General features: G+C 70.6%; 24 protein-coding genes. 3 read left to right on the forward strand and 21 right to left on the reverse strand.

What is annotated here, in order from left to right:
• Positions 1-73: 73 nt before the first annotated feature.
• The 3 genes from Q0937_RS03800 to Q0937_RS03810 form a co-directional block, all read right to left on the reverse strand.
• Entirely contained in the window at positions 74-379 is a 306-nt protein-coding gene (locus Q0937_RS03800; RefSeq protein WP_299299917.1) for a YlxR family protein, read from the reverse strand.
• A gap of 139 nt (positions 380-518) precedes the next feature.
• Positions 519-1,505: a transcription termination factor NusA gene (gene nusA / locus Q0937_RS03805; protein ID WP_299299918.1), complete on the reverse strand. Its 987-nt coding sequence runs from the start codon at positions 1,503-1,505 to the stop codon at positions 519-521.
• Position 1,506: 1 nt separating this feature from the next.
• Positions 1,507-2,103 carry a ribosome maturation factor RimP gene (locus Q0937_RS03810; protein ID WP_299299919.1) on the reverse strand — a complete coding sequence of 199 codons (597 nt, stop codon included), beginning with the start codon at positions 2,101-2,103 and terminating at the stop codon, positions 1,507-1,509.
• Between the two features lie 162 nt (positions 2,104-2,265).
• On the opposite strand from Q0937_RS03810, the gene Q0937_RS03815 reads away from it, so the two are divergent.
• Positions 2,266-3,324 (forward strand): DUF4439 domain-containing protein, encoded by a 1,059-nt coding sequence (locus Q0937_RS03815; protein WP_299299920.1) that lies wholly within the window; start codon positions 2,266-2,268, stop codon positions 3,322-3,324.
• 40 nt (positions 3,325-3,364) lie between these two features.
• Here the strand turns inward: Q0937_RS03815 and Q0937_RS03820 are convergent, their stop codons facing one another.
• The gene (locus Q0937_RS03820; protein WP_299299921.1) at positions 3,365-5,149 is read right to left on the reverse strand and encodes a proline--tRNA ligase; all 1,785 of its coding nucleotides are present in this window, start codon (positions 5,147-5,149) and stop codon (positions 3,365-3,367) included.
• Between the two features lie 211 nt (positions 5,150-5,360).
• On the opposite strand from Q0937_RS03820, the gene Q0937_RS03825 reads away from it, so the two are divergent.
• Positions 5,361-6,716 carry a hypothetical protein gene (locus Q0937_RS03825; protein WP_299299922.1) on the forward strand — a complete coding sequence of 452 codons (1,356 nt, stop codon included), beginning with the start codon at positions 5,361-5,363 and terminating at the stop codon, positions 6,714-6,716.
• A gap of 81 nt (positions 6,717-6,797) precedes the next feature.
• On the opposite strand, the gene Q0937_RS03830 is transcribed toward Q0937_RS03825, so the two are convergent.
• The 13 genes from Q0937_RS03830 to rpsB form a co-directional block, all read right to left on the reverse strand.
• Complete coding sequence (locus Q0937_RS03830; RefSeq protein WP_299299923.1) at positions 6,798-7,514, reverse strand: AAA family ATPase; 717 nt, start codon at positions 7,512-7,514, stop codon at positions 6,798-6,800.
• A 210-nt stretch (positions 7,515-7,724) separates the two neighbouring features.
• Positions 7,725-8,576, reverse strand: a complete 852-nt coding sequence (locus tag Q0937_RS03835) for a DUF4081 domain-containing GNAT family N-acetyltransferase (RefSeq protein WP_299299924.1) — start codon at positions 8,574-8,576, stop codon at positions 7,725-7,727.
• A 3-nt stretch (positions 8,577-8,579) separates the two neighbouring features.
• Positions 8,580-9,740, reverse strand: a complete 1,161-nt coding sequence (gene ispG / locus Q0937_RS03840; protein ID WP_299299925.1) for a flavodoxin-dependent (E)-4-hydroxy-3-methylbut-2-enyl-diphosphate synthase — start codon at positions 9,738-9,740, stop codon at positions 8,580-8,582.
• Between the two features lie 258 nt (positions 9,741-9,998).
• Positions 9,999-11,342, reverse strand: coding sequence for an RIP metalloprotease (locus Q0937_RS03845; RefSeq protein WP_299299926.1), 1,344 nt, complete (start codon positions 11,340-11,342; stop codon positions 9,999-10,001).
• Between the two features lie 2 nt (positions 11,343-11,344).
• Positions 11,345-12,550, reverse strand: coding sequence for a 1-deoxy-D-xylulose-5-phosphate reductoisomerase (dxr, locus tag Q0937_RS03850; protein WP_299299927.1), 1,206 nt, complete (start codon positions 12,548-12,550; stop codon positions 11,345-11,347).
• Positions 12,547-13,095 (reverse strand): DivIVA domain-containing protein, encoded by a 549-nt coding sequence (locus tag Q0937_RS03855; protein WP_299299929.1) that lies wholly within the window; start codon positions 13,093-13,095, stop codon positions 12,547-12,549. Before Q0937_RS03855 ends, dxr begins: the two co-directional genes overlap by 4 nt.
• Positions 13,096-13,193: 98 nt before the next feature.
• Entirely contained in the window at positions 13,194-13,577 is a 384-nt protein-coding gene (locus tag Q0937_RS17980; protein ID WP_363323193.1) for a DivIVA domain-containing protein, read from the reverse strand.
• A gap of 17 nt (positions 13,578-13,594) precedes the next feature.
• On the reverse strand, positions 13,595-14,758 hold the full coding sequence (gene rlmN / locus Q0937_RS03870; RefSeq protein ID WP_363323204.1) for a 23S rRNA (adenine(2503)-C(2))-methyltransferase RlmN: 1,164 nt from the start codon (positions 14,756-14,758) through the stop codon (positions 13,595-13,597).
• A gap of 149 nt (positions 14,759-14,907) precedes the next feature.
• Positions 14,908-15,777 (reverse strand): phosphatidate cytidylyltransferase, encoded by an 870-nt coding sequence (locus Q0937_RS03875; RefSeq protein WP_299299933.1) that lies wholly within the window; start codon positions 15,775-15,777, stop codon positions 14,908-14,910.
• A 76-nt stretch (positions 15,778-15,853) separates the two neighbouring features.
• A complete protein-coding gene (frr, locus tag Q0937_RS03880) occupies positions 15,854-16,420 on the reverse strand; it encodes a ribosome recycling factor (protein WP_299299935.1) in 567 nt (188 codons plus the stop codon).
• 132 nt (positions 16,421-16,552) lie between these two features.
• A complete protein-coding gene (pyrH, locus tag Q0937_RS03885; RefSeq protein WP_299299937.1) occupies positions 16,553-17,305 on the reverse strand; it encodes a UMP kinase in 753 nt (250 codons plus the stop codon).
• A 134-nt stretch (positions 17,306-17,439) separates the two neighbouring features.
• Positions 17,440-18,264, reverse strand: a complete 825-nt coding sequence (gene tsf, locus Q0937_RS03890; protein WP_299299939.1) for a translation elongation factor Ts — start codon at positions 18,262-18,264, stop codon at positions 17,440-17,442.
• 101 nt (positions 18,265-18,365) lie between these two features.
• A complete protein-coding gene (rpsB, locus tag Q0937_RS03895) occupies positions 18,366-19,301 on the reverse strand; it encodes a 30S ribosomal protein S2 (RefSeq protein ID WP_299299941.1) in 936 nt (311 codons plus the stop codon).
• A gap of 397 nt (positions 19,302-19,698) precedes the next feature.
• On the opposite strand from rpsB, the gene Q0937_RS03900 reads away from it, so the two are divergent.
• A complete protein-coding gene (locus tag Q0937_RS03900) occupies positions 19,699-20,466 on the forward strand; it encodes a peptidoglycan DD-metalloendopeptidase family protein (RefSeq protein WP_299299943.1) in 768 nt (255 codons plus the stop codon).
• A gap of 33 nt (positions 20,467-20,499) precedes the next feature.
• Here the strand turns inward: Q0937_RS03900 and Q0937_RS03905 are convergent, their stop codons facing one another.
• The 4 genes from Q0937_RS03905 to Q0937_RS03920 all read right to left on the reverse strand — a co-directional run bounded on the left by Q0937_RS03905 (position 20,500) and on the right by Q0937_RS03920 (position 24,771).
• A complete protein-coding gene (locus Q0937_RS03905; RefSeq protein WP_299299945.1) occupies positions 20,500-21,489 on the reverse strand; it encodes a tyrosine recombinase XerC in 990 nt (329 codons plus the stop codon).
• Between the two features lie 68 nt (positions 21,490-21,557).
• The gene (gene dprA, locus Q0937_RS03910; RefSeq protein WP_299299947.1) at positions 21,558-22,799 is read right to left on the reverse strand and encodes a DNA-processing protein DprA; all 1,242 of its coding nucleotides are present in this window, start codon (positions 22,797-22,799) and stop codon (positions 21,558-21,560) included.
• On the reverse strand, positions 22,796-24,337 hold the full coding sequence (locus tag Q0937_RS03915; RefSeq protein ID WP_299299949.1) for a YifB family Mg chelatase-like AAA ATPase: 1,542 nt from the start codon (positions 24,335-24,337) through the stop codon (positions 22,796-22,798). The genes dprA and Q0937_RS03915 overlap by 4 nt, the downstream gene beginning before the upstream one ends.
• Positions 24,337-24,771, reverse strand: coding sequence for a YraN family protein (locus tag Q0937_RS03920; RefSeq protein WP_299299951.1), 435 nt, complete (start codon positions 24,769-24,771; stop codon positions 24,337-24,339). The genes Q0937_RS03915 and Q0937_RS03920 overlap by 1 nt, the downstream gene beginning before the upstream one ends.
• Between the last annotated feature and the right edge of the window lie 123 nt (positions 24,772-24,894).

The following is a 24,894-nucleotide window of genomic DNA, read 5'->3' on the forward strand; positions in this document are numbered from 1 at the left end:
CGACAAGAGGGCGCGGACCATTATTTCCTGAGGGTGCTCATTTGCGAGTACTCATCGGATGTCCATGGTTCTTCTACCTGTTCCACGTGCGGTTGGGATCGAAGGTCTCGAGGTCCCGAGCCAGGTGCCCGGTGTCGACGGCGCCGCGGAAGGACCGGGCGAAGCCGCCTCGCCGCAGGGCGAGGTCGAGACATGCTGCATCGGGGTGGAGCCACGACCCGCGGCCGGGAGCCGATCCGGCAGGATCGACGCGGACGCGTGGGGTGTCACCGTCGGGAGCGGACTCCCGGACCAGACGCACCAGCTGCTCGCGCGGGGCCACCTGACGGCAGCCGACGCACGTGCGCTCGGGAACGTGGGCGGCAGAGCGAGTGATCACTCCACCTCCTCAGTTCCGAACGCGTCCGCCCCTCAGGTGCTCGATCGTCAGACGATCTGCGACACCTCTCGGCGAACAGCCTCCCCAGTGTAGCGGACCTGCTCGGTCCCGCCATCAGTGGGGAGGCGTGGAACACACCTCAGGTCGCGGGCGGCGGTTCCGGCGCGTTCTCCGGGCGGATGTCGATCTTCCAGCCGGTGAGCTTCGCCGCCAGGCGGGCGTTCTGCCCGTCCTTGCCGATCGCGAGGGAGAGCTGCGTCTCGGGGACCACCGCGCGGGCGGCGCGGCCCACCTCGTCGATCACGGTCACGCTGGTGACCCGGGCCGGTGAGAGCGCGTTGGCGATGTAGCGCGCGGGATCCTCGTTGAAGTCGACGATGTCGATCTTCTCGCCGCCGAGCTCGCTCATGACCGCGCGCACGCGGGCGCCCATCGGGCCGATGCACGCGCCCTTGGCGTTGATGTCCGGAGCCGTGGCGTACACCGCCATCTTGGTGCGGTGCCCGGCCTCGCGGGCAAGGCCCGCGATCTCGACGGAGCCGTCGGCGACCTCCGGCACCTCGAGCGCGAACAGGCGCCGCACGAGGTTCGGATGCGAGCGCGAAAGGGTGATCTGGGGACCCTTGGGACCACGACGGGCCTCGGTGACATAGGCGCGCAGGCGCCGGCCGTGGGAGTAGTCCTCCCCCGGCACCCGCTCGTGCGGGGGCAGGACGGCCTCGACCTCGCCGAGGTCCACCAGCACCATCCGCGGATCACGTCCCTGCTGGATGATGCCGGAGACGATGTCATCGGCTCGGTCGGCGTACTCGCCGAGCACCGCTTCGTCCTCGAGATCGCGGATGCGCTGGAAGATCACCTGGCGGGCCGTGGAGGCGGCGACGCGTCCGAAGTTCTCGGGGGTGTCGTCCCACTGCTCGACGACATTCCCCTCGGCATCCCGCTCCCGGGCGATGACGGCCACCTCGCCGGTGCTCTCGTCGATCTGCACCTCCGAGTCCCGCACCGGGTGGTCGGTATGGAGATACGCGGCATGGAGCGCTGAACGGATCGCGTCCAGCAGTACGGGCAGGCGGATCTCGCGTTCGCGCTCCAGGGCCCTCAGGGCACCCATGTCGATGTCCATCTCAGCTCTCCTTCGTGACGGCAGTGCGGTTCGTGGCAGAGGTCTCGGCGTCAGCGATCAGCTGCGCGAGGTCTGCAGGCGGGTCGAACTCGATCTCGACCTTCGCGGTGGTGACGTCGGCGAGCGGGATCCGCAGCTGCTCGACGGTGCCCTCGGGCAGCTTCCGGGGCCGTCCGCGGTCATCGCGGCCGGGCTCCTGGCGCAGGAGCAGCAGGTCCCCCTCGAGCGCGAGCATCCGCGCCCGATAGGTCGTCCCGTCCTCGGTGGTCAGGGACACGAGGCGTCCGCGCGAGCGGCGGAAGTGGCGCGGCGCGGAGAGCACGCGATCCACGCCCGGGGTGGTGACCTCGAGCAGGACCGGGGCGCTGCCCAGCAGCGCATCGTCGGCGTCCACCAGCTCGGACAGCTCGCGGGAGGCCTCGGCGACGGTCTCGAGATCGACGCTGCCGAGCTGGTCCTCAGGGAGGTCCACGATCAGCCGCACCTGCGGCATCCCACCGCCCCCGCGGATCTCGACGTCCTCGAGCACGAGTCCGTGGGTGTCCAGCACCCGGGTGGCGGTCTCCCGCAGGATGGTCTGGTCGTCGAGTGCGCTCATGGCCGCTCGCCTCCTCCTGCTATGGGTGTCTGTGGCACCCGGGACGATGCCCGGAGCCGTGGCACCAGGATAGTGTCCGCGCACCACCCGCGCCCACCTCTGCCGCGGCGATGCGAGAATCCTCCTGTGTCGCTCATCGCTCGTCTCCTGCCCGCTGCCCCTGTGACCACTCGCCGCGGTGTGCTGCGGATCGCGGTCGGCGCGATGATCATGCTTCCCCTGGCGGGCTGCGGACGGGTCTCTCTCGGCGGCCCCGAGGAGTACACCCCGCCCCCGCCGGGGATCGACGACCTCTACCGCATCGATCTGCTGACCCTCCTGCACCGGGTGACGGCCGGCACCGATCACGTGATGCAAGCGCTCGACCCCGCTGCCGGAGAGCCGGCGCTGCCCGCGGCGCTCACCGCGCTCAGCACCGCCCTTCCGATCCAGCGCACCGCGCTGCTCACCGGCGCACAGCTCGAGCGCGAGCTCGAGGCAGAGGAGGATCCCGCGCCAGGGCGGACGACTCCTCCCCCGCCCGCAGACGCTCCCACCGACATCGCGGGCCTGCTGGGGGCGCTGGAGGAGCTCCGGGACCTGGCCGCCGCCGCAGCCCGGCAGGTCTCCGGCTCGCTGGCCCGCCCGGTGATCGCCATCGGGGCGCACACGGCCTGGATCAGCGTGCGCCTGCGCACCGCCGCGAGCACCACGGGCGCGACCCCCGCTCCGACCCCCGCTCCGACGGCCGAGGAGCTCGCCCCGAGCCGCGAGGTGCCTGCCACGGACCCGCCGTCCATCGGGGCACAGGCTGATTACCACACCGTGATCGAGCAGACCCAGCAGGAGGAATGGTTCGCAGGCTACCTCCACGAGGTGCTGGCAGCCCGAGTCGAGGACGAGGCCCGCCAGCAGCACCTCGACCAAGCCGAACTCCATCGAACCCGCGCTGAACAGCTGGGGCTCATCGCCGAGGAGGACCATGCCCCGGTGGTGGCACGGCAGGCGGTCTATGCGATCCCCGGCGGGACCCTCGATGCAGAGCTCGCCGGTGAGCTGCCGACCCTGCTCTCGCAGGGCCTGCTCGTGAACCACATCGCCCTGGTGGGAGCGGCGCCCTTCGAGCGACGACCGCTGCCCCTCGCAGCTGCCCTCACCGAGGCGGAACGGCTGGCCGCGCTGGTGGACCGGATGGAGCCGCTGCCGAGCCTGGAGGTCGAGGACCTCTCCCTCGGCGGCTGAGCCCGCTCAGTGCCCGGACCCAGCTGCCGACCATCGCCGCTCAGGCTCCGCGCACCTCGGCGAGAACAGCGTCGACGACCTCCTGCGGGGAGACCTCACGGATCTCGCCGCTGGCACGATCGCGCACCTCGACCACGCCGTTGGCCAGGCTCCTGCCGACCACCACGGAGGTGGGCATGCCCAGCAGCTCGGCGTCCTTGAACTTCACGCCCGGGGACACCTTGGGCCGGTCGTCGTAGATGACCTCGAGGCCGCGGGCCTCGAGCTCAGCGGCGATGCGCTCCGCCTCCTCGAAGATCTCCTGGCCCTTGCCGGTGGCGACGACATGCACATCCGCAGGAGCGAGCTGCCGAGGCCAGACCAGGCCCTTCTCGTCGTGGAACAGCTCCGCCACAGCCGCCACGGCGCGGGTGACCCCGATGCCGTAGGAGCCCATCGTCACCACGACCGTCTTGCCGTTCTCGTTGAGGACGGTGAGGTCCAGCGCCTCGGCATACTTGCGGCCGAGCTGGAAGATGTGTCCCATCTCCATGCCGCGGGTCAGTCGCAGCGGGCCGGAGCCGTCGGGCGCCGGGTCGCCATCACGCACCTCGGCGACCTCGATGGTGCCGTCCGCGGCGAAGTCACGGCCGAAGACCAGGTCGTAGACGTGCTTGTCCTTCTCGCCGGCGCCGGCGACCCACGAGGTGCCCGGCACCACGCGCGGGTCGACCAGATAGCGGATCCCCGAGTCGGACTCGAGCCCGAGCCCCTCCGGGCCGATGTAGCCCTTCTTCAGCACCGGGTGCCGCGCGAAGTCCGCCTCGCTGAACGGAGCGGCGAGCGCAGGTGCGACGGCGGCCTCGAGCCGCTTCGCATCCACCTCGCGGTCACCGGGCAGGGCGATCACGAGCGGCTCGGTGGTGCCGTCGGGGAAGGTCAGCAGAAAGACGAGGTGCTTGAGCATCTCAAAGCGGGTCCACTCCCCCGACTCCGCGATCGGGCCCTTCCCGGGGAAGGCCCGGTTGGAGTACTCGGTGAGCGCGGCGATGGTGCTCGCTCCCGGGGTGTCCTCGATGTGCATCGCCGGCAGCGCAGCGATCGCTGCGTCGTCCAGGGCGGGCGGAGCCACAGTGGTGACCGCCTCGACGTTCGCGGCGTAGCCGCCGTCGGAGACCACGAAGGTGTCCTCACCCACGGGAGTGGGGTGGAGGAACTCCTCGGAGCGGGAGCCGCCCATGGCGCCGGCGTCGGCCTGGCAGATCACCGTCGGCAGCCCCAGCCGCTCGAAGGTGCGCTGGTAGGCGCCGCGCTGCTTCTCGTAGGAGACGTCCAGGCCCGCATCGTCGATGTCGAAGGAGTAGGCGTCCTTCATGATGAACTCACGGGTGCGCAGCAGCCCGGCCCGGGGCCGTGCCTCGTCGCGGAACTTCGTCTGGATCTGGTAGAGCATCGTGGGGAGGTCCTTGTACGAGGAGTACAGGTCCTTCACCGTGAGGGTGAACATCTCCTCGTGCGTGGGCGCGAGCAGGTAGTCGTCCTGCTTGCGGTCCTGGAGCCGGAACAGGGTGGGACCGTACTCGTCCCAGCGCCCGCTGCGCTCATAAGGCTCACGGGCCTGCAGCGCCGAGAACAGCACCTCCTGGCCGCCGATCGCCTCCTGCTCCTCCCGCACGATCTGCTCGACCTTGCGCAGCACCTTCAATCCGAGCGGGAGCCAGGTGTAGACCCCGGCCGCACCACGGCGGATGTAGCCCGCGCGCACCAGGAGCTTGTGGCTCGCGACCTCGGCGTCGGCCGGGTCCTCCCGCAGCGTGCGGACGAAGGACGAGGACAGACGGATCATGGGGCAGGCCTTTCACAAGGGCGGTTCGGGGCGTGGCCACCTCGGGCTCGCGCGCGCCCATCGTACTGGGCTCGACGACCCGGCCGACGCCGCGTGCCGACCACCGTGGTCCGCTGCCGTGGGCTCCGGACGCTCTCGGTACCCTGTCGGGATGCACCGGCGAGGACAGCGGGCCCCGGGCGGCCCGGGCACAGAACCCAGGAGAGCGGGCGTGGAGGCTCCTGGCCCCCGCCCCCGCTCCTCCCGTCGGCAGCTGCTGCGCGGGGTCGGCGCAGTGACCGCGCTCGGTGCGGTCGGTGCGGGATCGCTCGCCGCACAGCAGCTGGCCGGCGACGACGTCGATCCGCGCACGGAGATCCCGCTGTGGTCCGAGACCGTCGCCTACGATCGCGCCGCGCAGCGGGTGCTGGTGGGCGGGCGCGCCGCGCGGCGCACCCTGACCCCGGGCACACGGCTCGCCGCGGACCTGCCCGGCTCCTCCCCCGCACGGGATCGCGCGGCGACGTTCGGGGCGGGCACCGCGGACTGGTGCGCCGGTCTCGCGGAGCAGCTCGCCGCAGACCCGCTCCTGCTCGAGCTCGCCGAGACCGCGCTGCAGGATCTCTGGATCCTCAGCGATGACCTGCCGGCTCCGGTCGCGGGGTGGAGCCCCTCCTGGCGCTTCATCTGGCCACGGGACGCCGCCTTCTGCGCGGTGGCGCTGGCACGGATCGGGCATCCCGCCCGGGCAGAGGAGGTGCTGGCCCACCTGCAGTCCCTGCAGGCACCCGACGGCTGGTTCGAGGCCCGGTACGAGCCGGGCACCGGGCTGGCACCGGACCGACGGCGGCGGCAGTTCGATGGCACCGGGCTGCTGCTGTGGGCGACCGCCGAGATCGCCGACGCCTCCGATGCTGCTGACGGCGCCGACGGGACTCGGCGCGGCGCGCTGCTGGAGCGGCTGTCCCCGATGATCGTCCGGTCCCTCGGCGCGCTGCGCTCGGCCACCCGGGACGGCACCGGGCTGGCTCCGGTCTCCCCCGACTACTGGGAGCGGCGCGAGCGCTCGGTGACGCTTGGCATCATGACCGCGACCCTGACCGGCCTGCAGGCAGGGGCCCGCCTCACCGATGAACCGGGAGCGCACCGGGCCGCCGAGACCTTCACCCTCCTGCTGCAGAAGACCTTCGGCCGCAGCGGTTTCCAGCGCTACCGCGGGGGAGGTGGCGCGGATTCTGCGCTGGCCCTCCTCGATGCGACCGGCGTGCACGACGTCGCACCTCGGGCACAGCTGCTGGGGCTGCGCAGCGAGCTCTCCCGTCCCGGCGGCGGGATCGCGCCCGGTGCCGCCTGGCGCAAGGACGGAGTGAGCTGGACGCCCTCGACGAGCCTGCTCGGCCTCGCCCTCGCCCGCGCCGGGGAAGCTGACGCGGCGACCGAGATCCTCCACTGGCTCGCCGAGCATCGCACCGCAGCCGGCTCGCTGCCGGAGAAGGTGCTCTTCGACGGGCGTCCCGCGGAGGCGGCGCCGCTGGCCTGGACCGCCGCGAATGCGCTGCTCACGCTGGATGTGCTGGCCCGGAGCTGAGGCCTGGACGAGAGGTCTCGGCCGATGAGGGCCGGCCGGGGCATGCGATCGGCGGATGCTGACCTGCGTCCGCGACCGATCTCAGCGGCTGCTGGCCCCTCCCGCGGGACGCTTCGCGGTAGAGCCCGGGCTGTGAGAGCCCAGGCTGTCGAGGATCTTCACCGCCGCCTCGGCGGACCCAGCCGTCGAGAGCTCCAGGCACAGCGCATCGGCGGGCGGGGGCAACATCGGCAGCTCGAGCAGCTCACTGAGAATCTGCCAGTCGGTGAGTTTGTGCCGCTCGGCGCGTCCCGGGGCGTCGACGCGTGACTGGAGCGCCTCGGGGGACGCGGTCAACCAGACCGGGACGAACCTCGCCCCACGTCGCTCAGCGAGGCTCCGCAGCCGCTCCACGTGCGCCGCGCCCTCCTCATTGTCGAGCAGCCAGACGGTGAAGACGTGGCTGAGCTGGGCGGGTGCCGCCTCAGTGGCGTCGAGGACGATCTCCCATACCCGCTCGCGCAGGGCGTCGGTCTGGGCGAGCTCCACCCCAGCCTCGCGGTGCATCCCCATCGGGACGAAGACCGTGTTGTTCACGAGGTGATTGTCGACGACGATCGCCCCGCTGCGACGCTCGAGCTCGTGGGCGAGGGTCAGCTTGCCGACCGCCGGTGGGCCGACCAGCAGGAACAGCCGAGGCGCGGGTGCGGGGCCGGGCGCGGGCGCGGGCGCAGAGACGGGGCCGGGGGCGGGGCCGGGGGCGGGGCCGGGGGCGGGGCCGGGGCCGGGGCCGGGGCCGGGGCCGGGGGCGATGCTCATCGAAGAATCGTATCCAGTCCCGACGTCGACGTCTTGTGTGCTCGATCAGCGTCGATTCTGCGCTGAGGGCCTCAGCGCTGCCCCCGCACCTGTCCCCCACGCACAACGGTCGGGGCGCACTCACGCGACGCGCGGGCGCGGGTGGGCGGCGCAGGCGGTCGGGTGGTCAGGCAGTCAGGCGGTCGAGCAGGCAGGCGGTCGAGCAGGCAGTCAGAACAAGATGGTGGTGAGCTCGCCGACCTGGCGGAAGCCGGAGGCCGCGTAGGCGCGCCGGGCCGGCTCGTTGAAGTCGTTGACGTAGAGCGAGACCCGCGGGGCGTGGTCACGGCGCACCTGGCGCACCAGCTCCGCCATCCCAGAGCGTCCGAGACCCCTGCCACGCTGGTCGGGCCGCACCCACACCCCGTGGATCTGCGCGACAGGGCCGAACAGCGAGCCGACATCGGCCTTGAACAGCACCTCACCGTCCTCGATGACGACATAGGTGCGGCGAGTCCGGATCAGCTCACCGACCCGTGCACGGTAGGAGCGGCCGCCATCACCGGCGATCGGGTCCGCCCCCACCTCCTCGCGGAACATGGCGACCGCGGCGGGGAACACGATCTGCTCCTCGCCGCGGACCGCTGGGCGCAGGCCGACCGGAGCGAGCTGCGGGGTCTCGGCCGGATCGCCGGCCAGCAGCAACGGCTGTCTCCAGCGGTACTCGCGGACGTCGGCGCCCCAGGTGGGGGCGAGCGGCTCCCAGAGCCGTTGGACCGCCGCGCGGTCCCCGACCACGGAGCTCGCGCGTCTCGCCCGCGCGGTCATGTGCCGGCCGAAGTCGTCCAGGGCGCGGTCGCTCGCGGACATCGGGGAGAGGTTCACACCATGCCACAGCAGACCCTCAGGGCTCTGTTCCTCACCGGCCAGAGAGAACTCCTGGGACAGGGCGGCGGAACGTGCGGATTCCTGCAACCGTGCCCCCGCGAGCGCGTTGACAACCGGATCGGTGAGCGCGAGCTCGAGCGCGGCCTCGACACTGCCGGGACGGATCGCACGGACCCGTCCGCCGCGCCAGAACACGGGTCAGCCCACGGAGATGGACGGGGCGCCGGTGGAGGACTCGTCCTCTTCCATCTCGGCGGCGATCCGGTTGGCCTCGGCGAGCAGGGTCGGCACGATGTCCGCCTCGGGAACGGTCTTGATGACCTTCCCCTTGACGAAGATCTGGCCCTTGCCGTTGCCGGAGGCGACACCGAGATCGGCCTCGCGAGCCTCTCCCGGACCATTGACGACGCAGCCCATCACCGCGACACGCAGCGGGACCTCGAGGTGCTTGAGCCCCTCGGTGACCTCATCCGCGAGCTTGTAGACGTCCACCTGGGCGCGGCCGCAGGAAGGGCAGGAGACGATGTCCAGCTTGCGCGCCTTGAGGTTCAGCGACTGCAGGATCTGGATGCCGACCTTGACCTCCTCCACCGGAGGCGCGGAGAGCGAGACGCGGATGGTGTCACCGATGCCCTCGCCCAGCAGGATGCCGAAGGCGACGGACGACTTGATGGTGCCCTGGAAGGCGGGACCGGCCTCGGTGACCCCGAGGTGGAGCGGCCAATCACCCTCTGCGGAGAGCTGACGGTAGGCATCGACCATGATCACGGGGTCGTTGTGCTTCACGGAGATGCCGAAGTCGTGGAAGTCGTGCTCCTCGAACAGCGAGGCCTCCCACTTCGCGGAGGCCACCAGCGCCTCGGGCGTGACCCGGTCGCCCTTCATCATGCGCTGGTCGATGCTGCCCGCGTTCACGCCGATGCGCAATGCGGTGCCATGATCCTTCGCCGCCTTCGCGATGTCCTTGATCTGGTCATCGAAGCGGCGGATGTTGCCCGGGTTCACGCGCACCCCGGCGCAGCCTGCCTCGATCGCGGCGAAGACGTACTTGGGCTGGAAGTGGATGTCGGCGATCACCGGGATCGGGGACTTCGCAGCGATCGCGACCAGCGCGTCGGCGTCCTCCTGGCGGGGGCAGGCCACGCGCACGATATCGCAGCCTGCGGCGGTGAGCTCCGCGATCTGCTGGAGGGTCGCGTTGATGTCATGGGTGGGAGTGGTGGTCATCGACTGCACCGTGATGGGGGCATCGCCGCCCACATAGAGGTTGCCGAGCTTCACCTTGCGGGTCTTCCGCCGGGGGGCGAGCACCGGCGGCGGCTGCTTGACGGACGGGATACCGAGGCTCACAGAAGTCACCACTCCATTATGGACTCGTGAGCACGCCCATGCGAGGCGACGTGCGACACCTCCACCGCACCTGCACTCCCGAGGTGGTCCAGGGCACCCCGCACCCGGCTATCCCCGTGCCCCCGGTCCCGGTGCCGGTGCCGGTGCCAGTGCACCACGCAATTGTGCGCTGTGCTTCCAGAACCGGAAGCACAGCGCACAATCGCGGAGGTCGGGCGCAGGGCAGGCCCTGGCAGGCGCGGCGCCGGGGGTCAGGGGCGCCGACGCTCAGGGGAACAGAGTGATGGGCTTGACGATGTCCGCATACAGCAGCAGCACGGTCATCAGGATGAACACGATCGCGACCGCGTTGGTCAGCGGGAGCATGCGGGACATGTCCACCGGCCCCGGATCGGGCCGCCCCCGCAGCCGGGCCAGCATCCGCCGGGCCCCCTCGAGCAGCGCCCCGGCCACATGCCCGCCGTCGAGCGGCAGCAGCGGGATCAGGTTGAACACGAACAGCGCCATGTTCAGCGAAGCCAGCATCGAGATCATGGTGCCGGCCTTCTCGCGCAGCTCGAAGCCGGGCTCATCGGCGGAGGCGACCTCCCCGGCCAGGCGGGAGACGCCCACCACGCCGAGGGGACCGTTGGGGTCTCGCTCGGCGCTGCCGAAGGCCGCCTGCGCCACCTCCCACAGCCGCACCGGCAGGGTGATGACCAGCTTCCCGGTCTGGGTGAAGGCGGACCAGGCCATCTCGGGCACCTCTGCCGGGGACTGCGGCACCAGGTCCGGGGTGCCGGAGACGCCGAGGAAGCCGACCTGCTCGGTGACCAGGTTCCCGTCGGCATCCAGGACCACGGCGCCGTCCTCGTCGAGCACCGGGCGGGCGTCGACGATCATCGTCGCCTCGAGCTGCAGGGTCTCCCCGCCGCGCTCGACGACGACCTCGACGGTGCGGTCCTGCGCGGCCCGCACGGCGGTGGTGACATCGGACCAACGGGTGATCTCCTGCCCGTCGATCACCCTCAGGGTGTCACCGGGACGGATCCCGGCCGCCAGCGCAGGAGCCGGCTCCTGACCCTCGCAGGAGACGTCGGCCGGGGCGTCCGCGGGGACGACGCATTCGGAGACGGACTGGACCGTAGGGGTGACCGCCGGCAGGCCGATCCCACTCACTAGCACCACCATCAGCACGACGGAGATGAACAGGTTCATCAGCGGGCCACCGAGCATCACCACCAGCTTCTTCGGCACCGGGAGCGCGACGAAGGTGCGGTGGGCGTCCTCCGGGCCGTACTGGGAGGACTCGTACTGCTTCGCCTCCTCGGACAGCTCGGTGATCTGCTGGAGCAGGCCGGTGGAGTCCTCACGGATGGTGCCCTCGGGCTCCCCCTTGTGCGGCGGGTACATCCCGATCATGCGGATGTAGCCGCCCAGCGGGATCGCCTTGAGCCCGTACTCGGTCTCCCCCCGGGTGCGGGAGAAGACGGTGGGGCCGAAGCCGATCATGTACTGGGTGACCCGGACCCCGAACAGCTTGGCCGGTACCAGGTGCCCGACCTCATGCAGGGCGATGGAGACGGCGAGCCCGGCGGCGATCACCAGGATGCCGAGCAGGAACAGCAGCACGTTCAGCGCTCCCGTGACGAGATCAGCGCCTGGCCGGTCTCCCGTGCCCAGGACTCGACGGCCAGCAGCCCCGCGACCCCGTCGGCGTGCGCGGCGCGCGGACGCTCCGGGTGCTCGAGCACGGCGCGGATCAGCGCGGTGATGCCGAGGAAGTCCAGGCGCCCTGCGAAGAAGGCATCCACCGCCTCTTCGTTCGCCGCGTTGTAGACGGCCATCGCGCCCCCGCCCTCGCGATGCGCGGCGCGGGCCAGAGCGATCGCGTCGAAGGTGTCCTCGTCGACCGGTTCGAAGGTCCAGGACTGCGCGGTGGAGAAATCCAGCGCCGTGGCGAGGCCGGGGAGCTTCTCCGGGTGTGCGAGCGCCCAGCCGATGGCGTGGCGCATGTCCGGGGGGCTCGCCTGCGCGATGGTCGCACCGTCGACGAGGGTGACCATCGAGTGCACGATCGACTGCGGATGGACGACCACCTGCACCCGATCCTCCGGCAGATCGAACTGGAAGCAGGCCTCGATCACCTCGAGCGCCTTGTTGACCAGCGTGGCGGAGTTGGTCGTGATCACCCGGCCCATCGACCAGGTGGGGTGGTTCAGAGCCTGCTCGGGGGTGACGCCGGCGAGCTGCTCGCGGCTCCGGCCGCGGAACGGGCCGCCGGAGGCGGTGACCACCAGGTGATCGATCTGGTCATGACGCACCCCTGCCAGGGCCTGCGCGATCGCGGTGTGCTCGGAGTCCACAGGAAGGATCTGTCCCGGCGTCGCGGCTTCGGTCACCAGGTGGCCGCCCACCACGAGGGACTCCTTGTTGGCCAGCGCGAGCCGGGCCCCGGAGGCGAGCACGGCGAGGGTGGGCAGCAGCCCGACGGAGCCGGTGATGGCGTTGAGGACCACGTCCCCCTCGCCGAGGGATCCCGCGACGTCGATGACGGCATCCTGCCCGGCAGCGATCCTCGGCGCAGTGAGACCGGAGGTGCGGCAGGCGCGCTGGACGGCCGCCTCGACCTCGTCGGCGCGCGCGACGTCGGAGACCACCAGATGCTCCGGCCGGTGGGCGAGGACCTGCTCGGCCACCAGCTCCGGGCGGCTGCCGCCGACGGCGAGTCCGTGCACCCGGGCGATGCCGGGAAAGCGGTGCAGCACATCGAGCGCCTGGGTGCCGATGGATCCGGTCGATCCCAGCAGGACCAGCCTCCGCGCTGGGGCGCTGGTCACGGGACGGAAGCCATCACGTCCGCGACATGATCGAGGTAGACGTCGACCACGGCCTCGCGATATCCGTCGGGGCCGCGACGACGCCCGAAGGCGGCACGCCGCACGTCATCGACGCTCATCGGATGGCCGTCGGTGAAATAGGCGATGAGCTGGTCGCACAGGGCATCGACATCAGCCTTGTCATAGGCGGCCTCCCCCTGCGCGGCCGGGGCGAAGCGATCTCCTGCCGGGCGCTCGAGACGCTCCTTGAGCACCTCCGCGCGCTCGGTGAGCTGTGCGACCCAGGACCCCTCGCCGTGCTGCGTGATCGCGTCATCCCGAGCTTGCAGCGCAAAGGCGTCCGAGAGCCGATCCAGGGCCTCGTCCACGACCCGCATATCGTAGCCGCCGCGCTCGGTGCCGAAGCTGGCAGCGGTGATGTCGCCCCCGTTGAATGAGGGGTCACGACCCTCATAGGCGGTGCGCGCGCGGGAGAGGAACTCGTCGACCTCGCGCATGTCGTATCCGACGCTGAAGCGCGAGACACGCTCGAACGATGTGCTCACCAGGTAGGTCCTTCCTCGGTGCTGACGGGGTCCCACTGTAACGGCGTGGGCGGGATGGGTCGGGGAGGCGTGCGGGGCGAGTGGCGGCCGTGCCGCTCTCAGCGGTGGCGGAACAGTCGGGAGAGGAGACCGTCCCGCTGCTCGGCGGGATGCGGAACGGGCCGCTCCGCGGCCGAGTCGGGAACGGGCCGCGAGGGCTTCCCCTGCGCACGGTCCTGCAGGGGCACGGCCTGCGCCGCGGCATCACCGGGAGCAGGTGCAGCGAACCGCGGAGCGAGCACCTCATCGAGGAAGACATCGACCTCATCCATGTCGTAGCCCTCCCGGAACTGGGTCGAGGTGAATCGCATCGCCAGCACGCTCTCCGCGGTGACGGAGCCGTCACCGGAGGCGAGCGCCCGATCGCAGCGGTCCAGGAAGTCGTCGACCTCGGACATGTCGTATCCGGCGCGGAAGCGCGTCGGGGTGAAGCGGACGTCCATCAGCTGTCCTCCTGGGGTCAGTCGGTGGCGGCGGCGATGGCCTCGACGCGGGCGACCCGCGCCTCGCGGTCCTCGCGGCGGGTGTCGGACTCGATCACTTCGGCCGCGAGCTGGCCGCAGGCGCCGTCGATGTCGGAGCCGCGGGTGTCCCGGATGGTGGCGGAGATGCCGTTGTCCCGCAGGATCTCCACGAAGCGCTTCTCCACCAGCGGGTCCGAGGCGGTCCACTTCGAGCCCTTGACCGGGTTCAAGGGGATCGGGTTGACGTGCACCCAGTGGGCGCCGCCCTTGGCGATCAGCCGATCGGCGAGCAGCTGAGCTCGGTGCGCCTGGTCGTTGATGTCGCGGATCAGCGCGTACTCGATGCTGACCCGACGCCCGGTGGTCTCGAAGTACTCCCACGCGGCGTCGAGGATCTCGTCGATATCGAAACGGGTGTTGATCGGCACCAGCTCGTTGCGCAGCGCGTCGTCCGGCGCATGCAGGGAGACAGCGAGCGTGACCGGGAGCTTCTCCGCGGTGAGCTTGCGGACCGCGGGCGCCAGGCCCACCGTGGAGACCGTGATGTGGCGAGCTCCCATGCCGAAGCCCTCCGGCGCAGGAGAGTTCAGGCGCCGGCAGACCGTCGCCACCGGTCGGTAGTTCGCCAGCGGTTCGCCCATCCCCATGAACACGATGTTGTTCACGCGACCGGTGCCACCGGGCAGCTCGCCGCGGGCCAGCATCAGGTTCGCCATGCGCACCTGCTCGAGGATCTCGGCGGTCGAGAGGTTGCGGGTCAGGCCCATCTGGCCGGTGGCGCAGAAGGGGCAGTTCATGCCGCAGCCGGCCTCCGAGGAGATGCACAGCGTGTTGCGATCGCTGTAGCGCATCAGCACCGATTCGACCATCGGGCCGTCGAACAGCTGCCACAGGAACTTCTGGGTCGCGCCGTGGTCGGCGGACTGCCGGGAGACCTGCGTCAGCAGCGGCGGGAAGAAGCGGTCCACCAGCTCCTGACGACCCTCCTTGGGCAGATCCGTGAGGTCCTCGGGATCGGTGGTGAAGTGCTCGAAGTAGTGCACGGAGAGCTGCTTGGCGCGGAAGCCCGGCAGACCCATCTCCTTGACGGCCTCGACCCGCTCGTCGAGCGTGAGATCGGCGAGGTGCACCGGCGGCTTCCCGCGGCGTGCCGGCTTCATCTGCAGCTGACCGGGGGCCAACGCGATCTTCTGACCGGGGATCGCCTCGCGGGAGAGATCGGGGTTCCGGGACAGCGCGACCGGCTCCGGGGCGCGCGCGCCCCCGGTGCCGATCTCGCGCGTGTTCTCCGGGTTCTTCTCAGGGGTGTTCATGGCAGCAGTACCTCCAGCATGACGTAGGTGGTGGGGGCGGCGAGCAAGATCGAGTCGACCCGGTCCAGCACTCCCCCGTGGCCGGGCAGCAGATGCCCCATGTCTTTGATTCCCAGGTCGCGCTTCAGGAGCGACTGGGAGAGGTCGCCACAGGTGGAGACGACCACCAGCACGGCACCGATGAGGAGTCCAGCCCAGACGGGGAGATCCAGAGCGAGGGTCCCCACGGCGGTGACGGCGGCGGTTCCCAGCAGCAGGGAGCCGACGAACCCCTCCCAGCTCTTCTTCGGACTGATCTTCGGCGCCATCGGGTGCTTGCCGAACAGCACCCCTGCGATATATCCGCCGATGTCGTTGCCTACCGGCCCCAGGATGGCCAGCAGCACGAGCATCTCGCCCTGTTCGCGGGCGAAGAGCAGCAGCAGGAAGCAGCCCAGGAAGGGGACCCAGGCCAGGGCGAACACTCCCCCGGCCACGTCACGCAGCGCGCTCAGACCCATCGACTCGCTGACCCGCCACAGGATCAGCACGCAGACCGCGGCAGCAGTGGCCACCAGCAGGCCCTCGGCACCGAACACGACGGTGGAGACCACCATCCCGATCACGCCCACCAGCAGAGGGATCGGGGGAAGCCGCAGTCCGCCCTCGGCGAGGGCACGGGTCAGCTCGAGCACCGCGAGGACCATCGCCACTGCGGCCACCACGGGGAAGGCCTGCGGCAGCACGAACACCGCCACGATCAGCACCGCTCCGAGACCGACCCCGACTGCGATCGCTGCGGGGAGGTTGCGTCCGGGCCCGCGTCGCTTCGCGTGCTCCTCGGAGGGCACGGCGATGACCGCCTCGTCCGGGGACGAGGCGGTCATCATGGGAGCTGACGCCGGGTCAGTGCTCACGGGCTGCGTTCACCAGTTCCGAGGTGCCGAGATCGCGGTGCGCGGCTCAGACGGTCTCGAGCTCGGTCTCCTTGAGGCCGAGCGCCTCATCGATCAGCTCGATGTACTTCTTGGTGAGCGACTCGAGCTCCTTCTCGGCGCGGTTGCCCTCGTCCTCGCCGATCTCCTTGTCCCTGACCAGCTTCTCGATGGCTTTCTTGGCGTTCCCGCGCGATCCGCGCACCGAGACCTTGCCGTCCTCCGCCTTGTTCCGGGCGAGCTTGACGTAGTCCCTGCGACGCTCCTCGGTGAGGGCCGGCAGGACGACCCGCAGGTTGTCGCCGTTGTTGGTGGGGTTCACGCCGAGGTCCGAGTCGCGCAGCGCCGTCTCGATCGCGGTCATGGCGGTCTTGTCGAACGGGGTGACGATGACGGTGCGGGCCTCCGGGAACTGGAGCGAGGCCAGCTGGTTCAGCGGGGTCGGTGCGCCGTAGTAGTCGGCCGTGATCCCCTGGAACATCGCGGCGTTCGCGCGGCCGGTGCGGATCGCGGTGAACTCGTCCTTGGTGACCTCCACGGACTTCTTCATCTTGGCCTCGGCGTCCTTCAGGATGCTCGGGGTGTCGTCGCTCACGGGGTGCTCCTCAGTTCTCAGTGGGTGTACGTAGTCCATTGTCCCGCACCGTCAAGGCCTGGGCGAGGCCTGCGGAGTGCGGAGCTCCCGGTGTGTCGGCGCCGCGAAGCACCGTGGCACGCCGGGAAGATGTCACTTGGTGACGACGGTGCCGATCCGGTCTCCGCGCATCGCCCGAGTGATGTTCCCCGGCGTGTCGAGTCCGAAGACCATCATCTGCTGTCCGTTGTCCATGCACAGGCTGAAGGCGGTGGAGTCCACGACCTTCAGTCCGCGCTGGAGGGCGTCGTTGTAGGTGACGTGATCGAGCTTCTGCGCGTCGGCGTTCGTCCGCGGGTCCGAGTCATAGACCCCGTCGACCCCGTTCTTCGCCATCAGCACCTCTTCGCAGCCGATCTCCAGCGCACGCTGCACGGCGACGGTGTCGGTGGAGAAGTACGGCATCCCGGCGCCGGCGCCGAAGATGACGACGCGGCCCTTCTGGAGGTGGCGGACGGCGCGCAGCGGGATGTACGGCTCAGCGACCTGTCCCATCTCGATCGCGGTCTGCACACGGGTGGAGACTCCTCGCTGCTCGAGGAAGTCCTGCAGGGCGAGGCAGTTCATCACGGTGCCGAGCATGCCCATGTAGTCGGCACGGCGCCGATCCATACCGCGCTGGGAGAGCTCTGCGCCGCGGAAGAAGTTGCCGCCCCCGACGACGATGGCGCACTCGATGCCCTGGGCGACGCCCTCGGCGATCTCACCCGCCACTCGGGAGACGACGTCGGGGTCGACGCCGACGGCGCCTCCACCGAATGCTTCTCCGGAGAGCTTCAGGAGGACGCGACGCCCATCCTCTCTCTTCGGGAGAACGGGTATCGGTGACGTGAACGTCTGGGTCATGTCGGTCCTTCCGCGCTGGGTCCTGGGTGATGATACCGGTGCGGCCCCGCACCGATGGTGCGGGGCCGCAGGGCGGTGGCGACGCTCACGCGCGGCCGAGGGGATCGAGCCCGGAAGGCCCGGCCCCGGAGTGGTCAGCTGCCGACGCGGAAGCGGACGAAACCGGTGATGGTGCCGCCGGCCTCCTCCACGACCTTGCCGACGGACTTCTTCGGATCCTTGGCGAAGGCCTGGTCCAGGAGGCAGTTCTCCTTGAAGAAGCCGTTCAGGCGACCCTCGACGATCTTCTCGATCGCCTTCTCGGGCTTGCCCTCGTTCTTCGCGGTCTCCTCGGCGATGCGACGCTCGTTGGCGACCTGGTCCGCGGGGACCTCATCACGGGAGAGGAAGGTGGGGGTGAACGCAGCGATGTGCATCGCGACGTCGCGGGCAACCTCGGCACCGGCCTTGTCGGTGGCCACCAGCACGCCGACCTGCGGGGGCAGGTCCTTGTTGGTGCGGTGCATGTACGAGGACACGGACTCACCGGAGACGCGACCGATGCGACGCACCAGGATCTTCTCACCCATGGTGGCGCCGGCGTTGGTCAGGGCCTCGCCGAAGGGGGTCGATGCCAGGTCCTCGGGCTCGGAGGCGCCGGACTCGACGGCCGCAGCCACAGCCTCGTCACCCAGGGCGACGAACTTGTCGTTCTTGGCCACGAAGTCGGTCTCGGAGTTGAGCTCGACGAGCGTGCCGGTCTGGCCACCGTCGGTGTCGCGGATGTCGACGGCGATGAGGCCCTCGGAGGCGGTGCGGCCTTCGCGCTTGGCGATGCCCTTGAGACCCTTGACGCGGATCAGCTCGACGGCCTTGACCTTGTCGCCGTTCGCCTCATCGAGCGCCTTCTTGACGTCGAGCATGCCCGCGCCGGTGGACTCGCGGATTTCCTTGATGTCTGCTGCCGTGTAGTTAGCCATGTTCCTCTTCCTTGTCAGAGCTGCTGCGGGAGGGGCGGGGAGGCGCTGCGCCTCCCCGTGGAGGGGCCCGGGAGCGACGCTGTCGTTCCCGGGCCCGCGGGTCACTCGGCGGCGGGAGTCTCGGAGGACTTCTCCTCGGTGGACTCCGCGGCGGGAGCTTCCTCGGCCGGAGCCTCGGCTGCGGGGGTCTCCTCCGCAGCCGGGGTCTCCTCGGCGGCGGTGACGGACTCCTCGGCGGGAGCGTCCTGCTGCTGGACCTCGGACTGCTTGAGCAGCTCCTGCTCCCACTCGGCCAGGGGCTCGGCCTCGACGGCGGAAACGTTCTTCTCGCCGCCGGTGCTCTTGGCGTGACGCTCCTGCAGACCGGCCGCCACGGCGTCCGCGATCACGCGGGTCAGCAGGGTGACGGAGCGGATCGCGTCGTCGTTGCCCGGGATCGGGTAGGTGATCACGTCGGGATCGCAGTTGGTGTCGAGGATCGCGACGACCGGGATGTTGAGCTTCTGGGCCTCGTCGACCGCGAGGTGCTCCTTGTTGGTGTCCACGACCCAGAGGGCCGAGGGCGCCTTGCTCATGTCGCGGATGCCGCCGAGGGTCTTCTCGAGCTTGTCCCGCTCGCGGCGCATCATCAGCAGCTCCTTCTTGGTGCGGCCGGAAGCGGCCACATCCTCGAAGTCGATCTGCTCGAGCTCCTTGAGGCGGTTCACCCGCTGGGAGACCGTCTGCAGGTTGGTGAGCATGCCGCCGAGCCAGCGCTGGTTCACGAAGGGCATGCCCACGCGGGTGGCCTGCTCCTGGACGGACTCCTGTGCCTGCTTCTTGGTGCCGACGAACAGGATGGAGCCGCCGTGGACGACGGTCTGCTTGACGAAGTCGTAGGCCTTGTCGATGTACGTCAAGGTCTGCATGAGGTCGACGATGTAGATGCCGTTGCGCTCGGTGAAGATGAAGCGACGGACCTTCGGATTCCACCGACGGGTCTGGTGACCGAAGTGGACGCCGCTCTCGAGGAGCTGGCGCATGGTGACAACTGCCATGATGATGCCTCTGTTTCTCCGGGCCTGGGCTCACGCGGCGCGCCCGTGGGCGTCCGCGGTCATCGCGCAGGACCTGCATTCTCGGTTGTTCCCCCACGACCGGACGGTGTGGGGCCTGGTGCCCGGGTGCCGGCCGCCTCCGAGCATTCCGCGCACGAGGTGCGAGAACAGCCGAGGACCGTTGACCGGCGAGCCCTGATGGGCACGCGAAGTCATCCGGACGGACCGGATGCTGGAAGGAGTCTATCCGACGCCGCCACCTCCCCGAGCGCGTCGTGCGTCACCTGGCGGGGTCGTCGTGGGGAGGGCGGGCGACGGCTCCTCCACAGTCGGGCGTCGTCCACAGCGCACGCTGCTCGCAGGCAGCCGACGGTCGCCGCTGGAGAGGATATCGCTCATGGCCTCCTCTCCGCCCGCCCCGTCACCGTCGGCTGCGCTGCGTGTGGGGATGGTGTGTCTGCTGCTCTTCGTGGGCTTCACGCCAGCACGCGCGGAGGCGCCGCCGTGGCAGTGGCCCCTCCCACCTCCGCATCAGGTGATCGCCCCCTTCGACGCCCCGGAGCATCGCTATGGTCCCGGCCATCGGGGGATCGATATCGCGGCGCCGGTCGCGGGTGCTGCGGTGCGCGCGGTGGCTCCGGGCACTATCAGGTTCAGCGGGATGGTGGCCGGTCGCGGAGTCGTCTCCGTCGCGCATGCGGACGGCCTCCTCTCGACCTATGAACCGGTGGCCGGGACTGTCGCGGCAGGCGAGCAGGTCGTGGCAGGGACGGAGCTCGGCACGCTGGTGGGCGGGTCGGAGCTCTCTCATTGCCCAGGCGCCATCTGCCTCCACCTCGGGGCACGACGCGGCGAGGACTATATGGATCCGATGCTCCTGCTGGGCGGCCGTGGTCCGAGCGTCCTGCTGCCCTGGGCCGGCGGGCCCGGCAGCTCCAGCGGGCCCGGCAGCTCCGGTGGGCCCGGCAGCTCCGGTGACGGCGGCGGCACTCAGCCGGCGATGGTCACCGACGTGAGCCCCGACGGCAGGACGTCTGCTCCGGTCGTGCCCGCCGGGCCTCCTGGCGGGGTGGACAGAACGTCGGAACACGTCAGAGAGCCGTTGTTCCCGGAGGGTGAGGTGCACGGCCACCGACTCGGCCCACGGCCCGCTTCTCGGGCATGAGCGGCAGGCTTCGATCGCCTGGCCGGCCGCGTCTCAGGCGCGAGGATGGGCCTGGTCGATCGTCCGGCGCAGCCGTTCGGCGCTGACGTGGGTGTAGATCTGGGTGGTCGCGAGGGAGGAGTGTCCCAGGAAGTCCTGCACGCTGCGCAGATCTGCTCCGCCTTCGACGAGATGGGTGGCGGCGCTGTGCCGCAGGGTATGCGGCGAGATGTGCCGGGAGATCCCCGCCTCCGACGCATGGCGGTCCACCAAGGTGCGCACCGCGCGATCTCCGAGCCGCCCGCCGCGCACACCGAGGAAGAGTGCATCGTCGGCACCATGAGCCGTACCAGCAGCGTCGACCAGCACCGGTCGACCGTCCCGCTGCCACCGCTCGATGACCGTGAGCGCGGGGATCCCGACCGGGACGATGCGCTCCTTGTCGCCCTTGCCGTGCACCCTCACGGTGCGCTGAGCGTGGTCGATGCCGGAGCGGTTCAGGGCGACCAGCTCGGAGACTCGGAGGCCGGAGGAGTAGAGCAGCTCGAGGACCGCGGCATCGCGGAGCCGTACCGCGCGCTCCACCGGATCCGGGGGTGCGGCGTCCACTGCGGTGACGTCTCCACGCTCGGAGGAGGGCTCCGGTGCCGTCATCCCATCGAGCAGCTCCCCCGCCTGGTCGCCCGTGAGCACGGTGGGCAGATGGCGTCCTCGGCGTGGCGCGCGCAGCCTCCCCCCGACGTCGTGCGGAATCCGTCCGGTGGCTGCGAGCCAGGAGGTGAAGGTGCGCGCCGCTGCCGCAGACCGCGCAAGTGTGCTCGCACCGGCCCCGGTCTCTGCCCTCGCCGCGAGCCAGGAGCGGAGGGCTGCGACGTCGAGCTCGGCCACGGGAATGCGTTCGGCGTCCCGCAGATGCTCGACCAGCCCTGCGATCTCCTGGCGGTAGGCGCGCACGGTGTGCTCCGAACGGCCTCGCTCGAGACAGAGGTGCGCGACGAAGTCCTCGACGACGGAATCCTCTGCGTGCCCGGGCTCGGTGCTCATACCTCTTATTGTCGTGCATCCATCGGGAGGCAGGTCGTCTGGGGAGACAGGGCGTGTTGGCGTGAGCGTCAGGACGCGGGACGGGCGCGCCTGACTCGCTCCGCCGTCCGGATCACCAGGCCCAGCAGTTCCAGCCGCGCCAGGGCTGCCTCCACCTCCGCGGCGGTGAAGCCGATCTCGTCCGTGAGCCGGGCCGGGGTGATGCTCGATCTCGGGGGCACCCCGTCCAGCACCCTCCTGTCCGCGGGGCTGAGCAGGTCCAGCTCGTCCTGCACCGCCCAGCTGCCCTCCCCAGCGGCGGGCCCGCCGGGCAGCAGATCCAGCAGATCCGCGGGCTCTGTGACCAGCACCGCCCCACGCTCCCTGATCAGCCGGTGGCAGCCCGCGCTGGCAGCAGAGGTGATCGGGCCCGGCACGGCGCCGACCGGTCGCGAGAGCTGATCAGCCAGCCGAGCCGTGGACAGCGCTCCAGATCGCCAGGAGGCCTCCACCACCACTGTCGCCTGGGAGAGGGCTGCGATCAGGCGGTTGCGGGCCAGGAACCGCCAGCGGGTCGGTGCCGTTCCCGGGGGTGCTTCGCTCAGCACCAGGTGCCGGTCCCGGATCCGTTCCAGGAGATCGGTGTTGCCACGTGGATAGAGTCTGTCCAGACCCCCGGCGAGGATCGCGATGGTCGCTCCACCGTCGGCAGCGAGCGCGCCGCGGTGAGCAGCGGCGTCGATCCCATAGGCGCCTCCGGAGACGACGGTGCCGCCGCCGGCGGCGAAGGCCGCAGCGAGGGAACCGGCGGTGTCCTCGCCGTACGGAGTGGAAGCTCGCGAGCCCACCAGAGCGAGGCACCGTGCGGAGGCGAGCTGGCCGAGCGAGCCCGGCCCCTGCAGCCAGAGGCAGTGCGGACGGGTTTCGTGGAGATCGTCCAAGGCGGCGGGCCATTCGTCGTCCTGCGGGGTGAGGATCCGGATCCTTCGCCGCCGAGCGTCCTCGAGGACCTGCTCGAGCACGATGGTGTCCAGCCGGGCATTCCACCTCGAGTGCGCTCGCTCGGCTCGTGATCGACTCGTTCCTGGGGCGGGTTCCGAGGCTTGGACGGGCAGTTGGCCGCCGAGCGCACGGTGCAGATCCTCTGGGCTGCCGTGCCGGGCCAGCTCGAGCGCTGCGGCGGGGCCGAGCACAGTGCAGGCGAGCGAGGCGACGGCATCGGAGGGTTCCGCGATCAGCGACCAGGTGATCCGAGCAGCTCGGTCCTGCTCGGCCGCCGCCGCAGTTCCGTACCGGTCCGGGACGCTCTGCGGTGTCTCGGGGGTGGTCATCGCGGTTCTCCTTCGCGCAGGGTGAGGGCAAGGCCGATGTGCTCGGCGGTGGGGCGCTGCAAGCCCGCCAGGTCGGCGAGGGTCCAGGCCAGTCGGAGCACGCGGTCGTGCCCACGCAAGGTGAGTCGCCCCTGCGCCACGGCATGGTCGAGCAGGCGGCGCTCGGAGGGGTCCGGGGAGAACTCCTTCCGCAGCAGCGGTCCAGGCAGGTGAGCGTTGGTGGTCCACGCCCGGCCCTCGAAACGGGTGAGCTGTCGCTGACGAGCTGCGGCCACCCGGGCCGCGATCACGGCACTGGGCTCCGCGGGCTCCGCGTCGACGCGGTGCACATCGACCGGACGGACCTCGACCCGCATGTCGATCCGGTCCAGCACCGGTCCCGAGAGGCGCGCCAGGTAGCGACGTCGCTGCAGCGGAGTGCAGCGGCAGCGGTCCCCTTTGCCGTAGGCCATCCCGCAGGGACAGGGGTTGGCCGCCAGGACCAGCTGGAACCGCGCCGGGTAGCGGGTGACCCCGCGGGCACGATGGAGGGTGATGTCCCCGGTCTCGAGAGGCTCGCGCAGCGCCTCCAGGACTCGCGACGGGAACTCCGGTGCTTCATCGAGGAACAGCACCCCGGCATGGGCGCGGGAGATCGCACCGGGCAGGGCGAGTCCCGCCCCTCCTCCGACCACCGCCGCGGTCGAGGCCGTGTGATGAGGATTCTCGAACGGCGGGGCGCGCAGCAGCCCGGCACGGGCATCGAAGCGGCCGTCCAGCGAATGGATCGCGGAGACGGCCAGAGAGTCCGCATCGTCGAGCCGCGGCAGGATCCCGGGAATCCGGGAGGCGATCATGGTCTTCCCCGCTCCGGGCGGGCCCGTCAGGAGCAGATGATGCGCGCCGGCGGCGGCGACCTCAGCAGCCCGCCTCGCTTGGGCCTGGCCTATCACGTCGGCGAAGTCCGTCGCATGCCCGCTGTCCATACGCAGCACCGGTTCGAGAGGCATGGGCGCGACAGGCTCTCGCGGTGGAGAGGGCGGGACATCGGCACCGTAGCGATGCAGGACGCTGGTGAGGTCAGATGCTCCGTCGATCTCGAGCCCGTCGACCAGACGCGCCTCGGGCAGATTCTCCTCAGGGACGATCGCGCGGGTGATTCCGAGGGAGCGGGCTGCGAGCAGGGCGGGCAGCACGCCCGGGATCGGGCGCAAGCGCCCGTCGAGACCCAGTTCCCCCAGCAGCACGGTGTCCGAGGGCACATGGTGGAGGAGGTCCCCCTGGGCATCGACCACGGCCATCGCGATCGCCAGGTCGAAGCCCGAGCCGCGTTTCGGCCGCCAGGCCGGAGTGAGGTTGACGGTGATGCGGCGGGACGCGAGCCGCACCCCGCTGCGGGCCGCGGCGGCGCGCACGCGTTCACGGGCCTGGAGGGTCGAGGAGTCCGGCAGCCCCACCAGGGAGAAGGCTGGCAGCCCGATCGAGACATCGGCTTCGACCTCCACCAGGGTCCCTTCCAGGCCGGTGAGGCTGATGGAGAGTGTGCGCGCGTGTCCCATCAGGACACCGCCTCGAGATGCTCCAGGGAGAAGGTGCCGTCGAGATGCGCGTGCACCGCGACCACATCGATCCGCACATCTCGATGCGGGGTCGAGCGCTCCATCAGATACTCGCCGGCGAGGCGGCGCAGTCGTCGGAGCTTGTCCGGGGTGACGGCGGCCTGCGGGACCCCGGTGACGAAGGAGCGTCTGGTCTTGACCTCGACGAACACCAGTGTGGTGTGGGCCAGGGCGACGATGTCGAGTTCGCCCTGGCGCAGGTGCAGGTTGCGCTCCACGATCTGCCATCCGCAGGCCTGCAGGTGCTCTGCGGCGAGGTCCTCCCCCGCCGCTCCGAGCTCCCGGGTGGACATGTCGCGGACCCGCCGCGGCTGAGGGGCGGCGACCGGGCCGATCACCGGCGGCTGCGCCGCAGCACCCGGGATCTGAGGCATGCCGGGCCCGTCGGCTGCTGTCGACGCGGTGGGGCGAGGGGTGCGGCCTGGACGGCGCTCTGCCGAGGGTCCAGGGTCTGTGACGAGGCTGTTCATGCCAGTCAGCCTGGTGGGAGATCAGCG

The sequence above is a fragment of the uncultured Brachybacterium sp. genome, assembly GCF_947500705.1.
Classification (GTDB): domain Bacteria; phylum Actinomycetota; class Actinomycetes; order Actinomycetales; family Dermabacteraceae; genus Brachybacterium.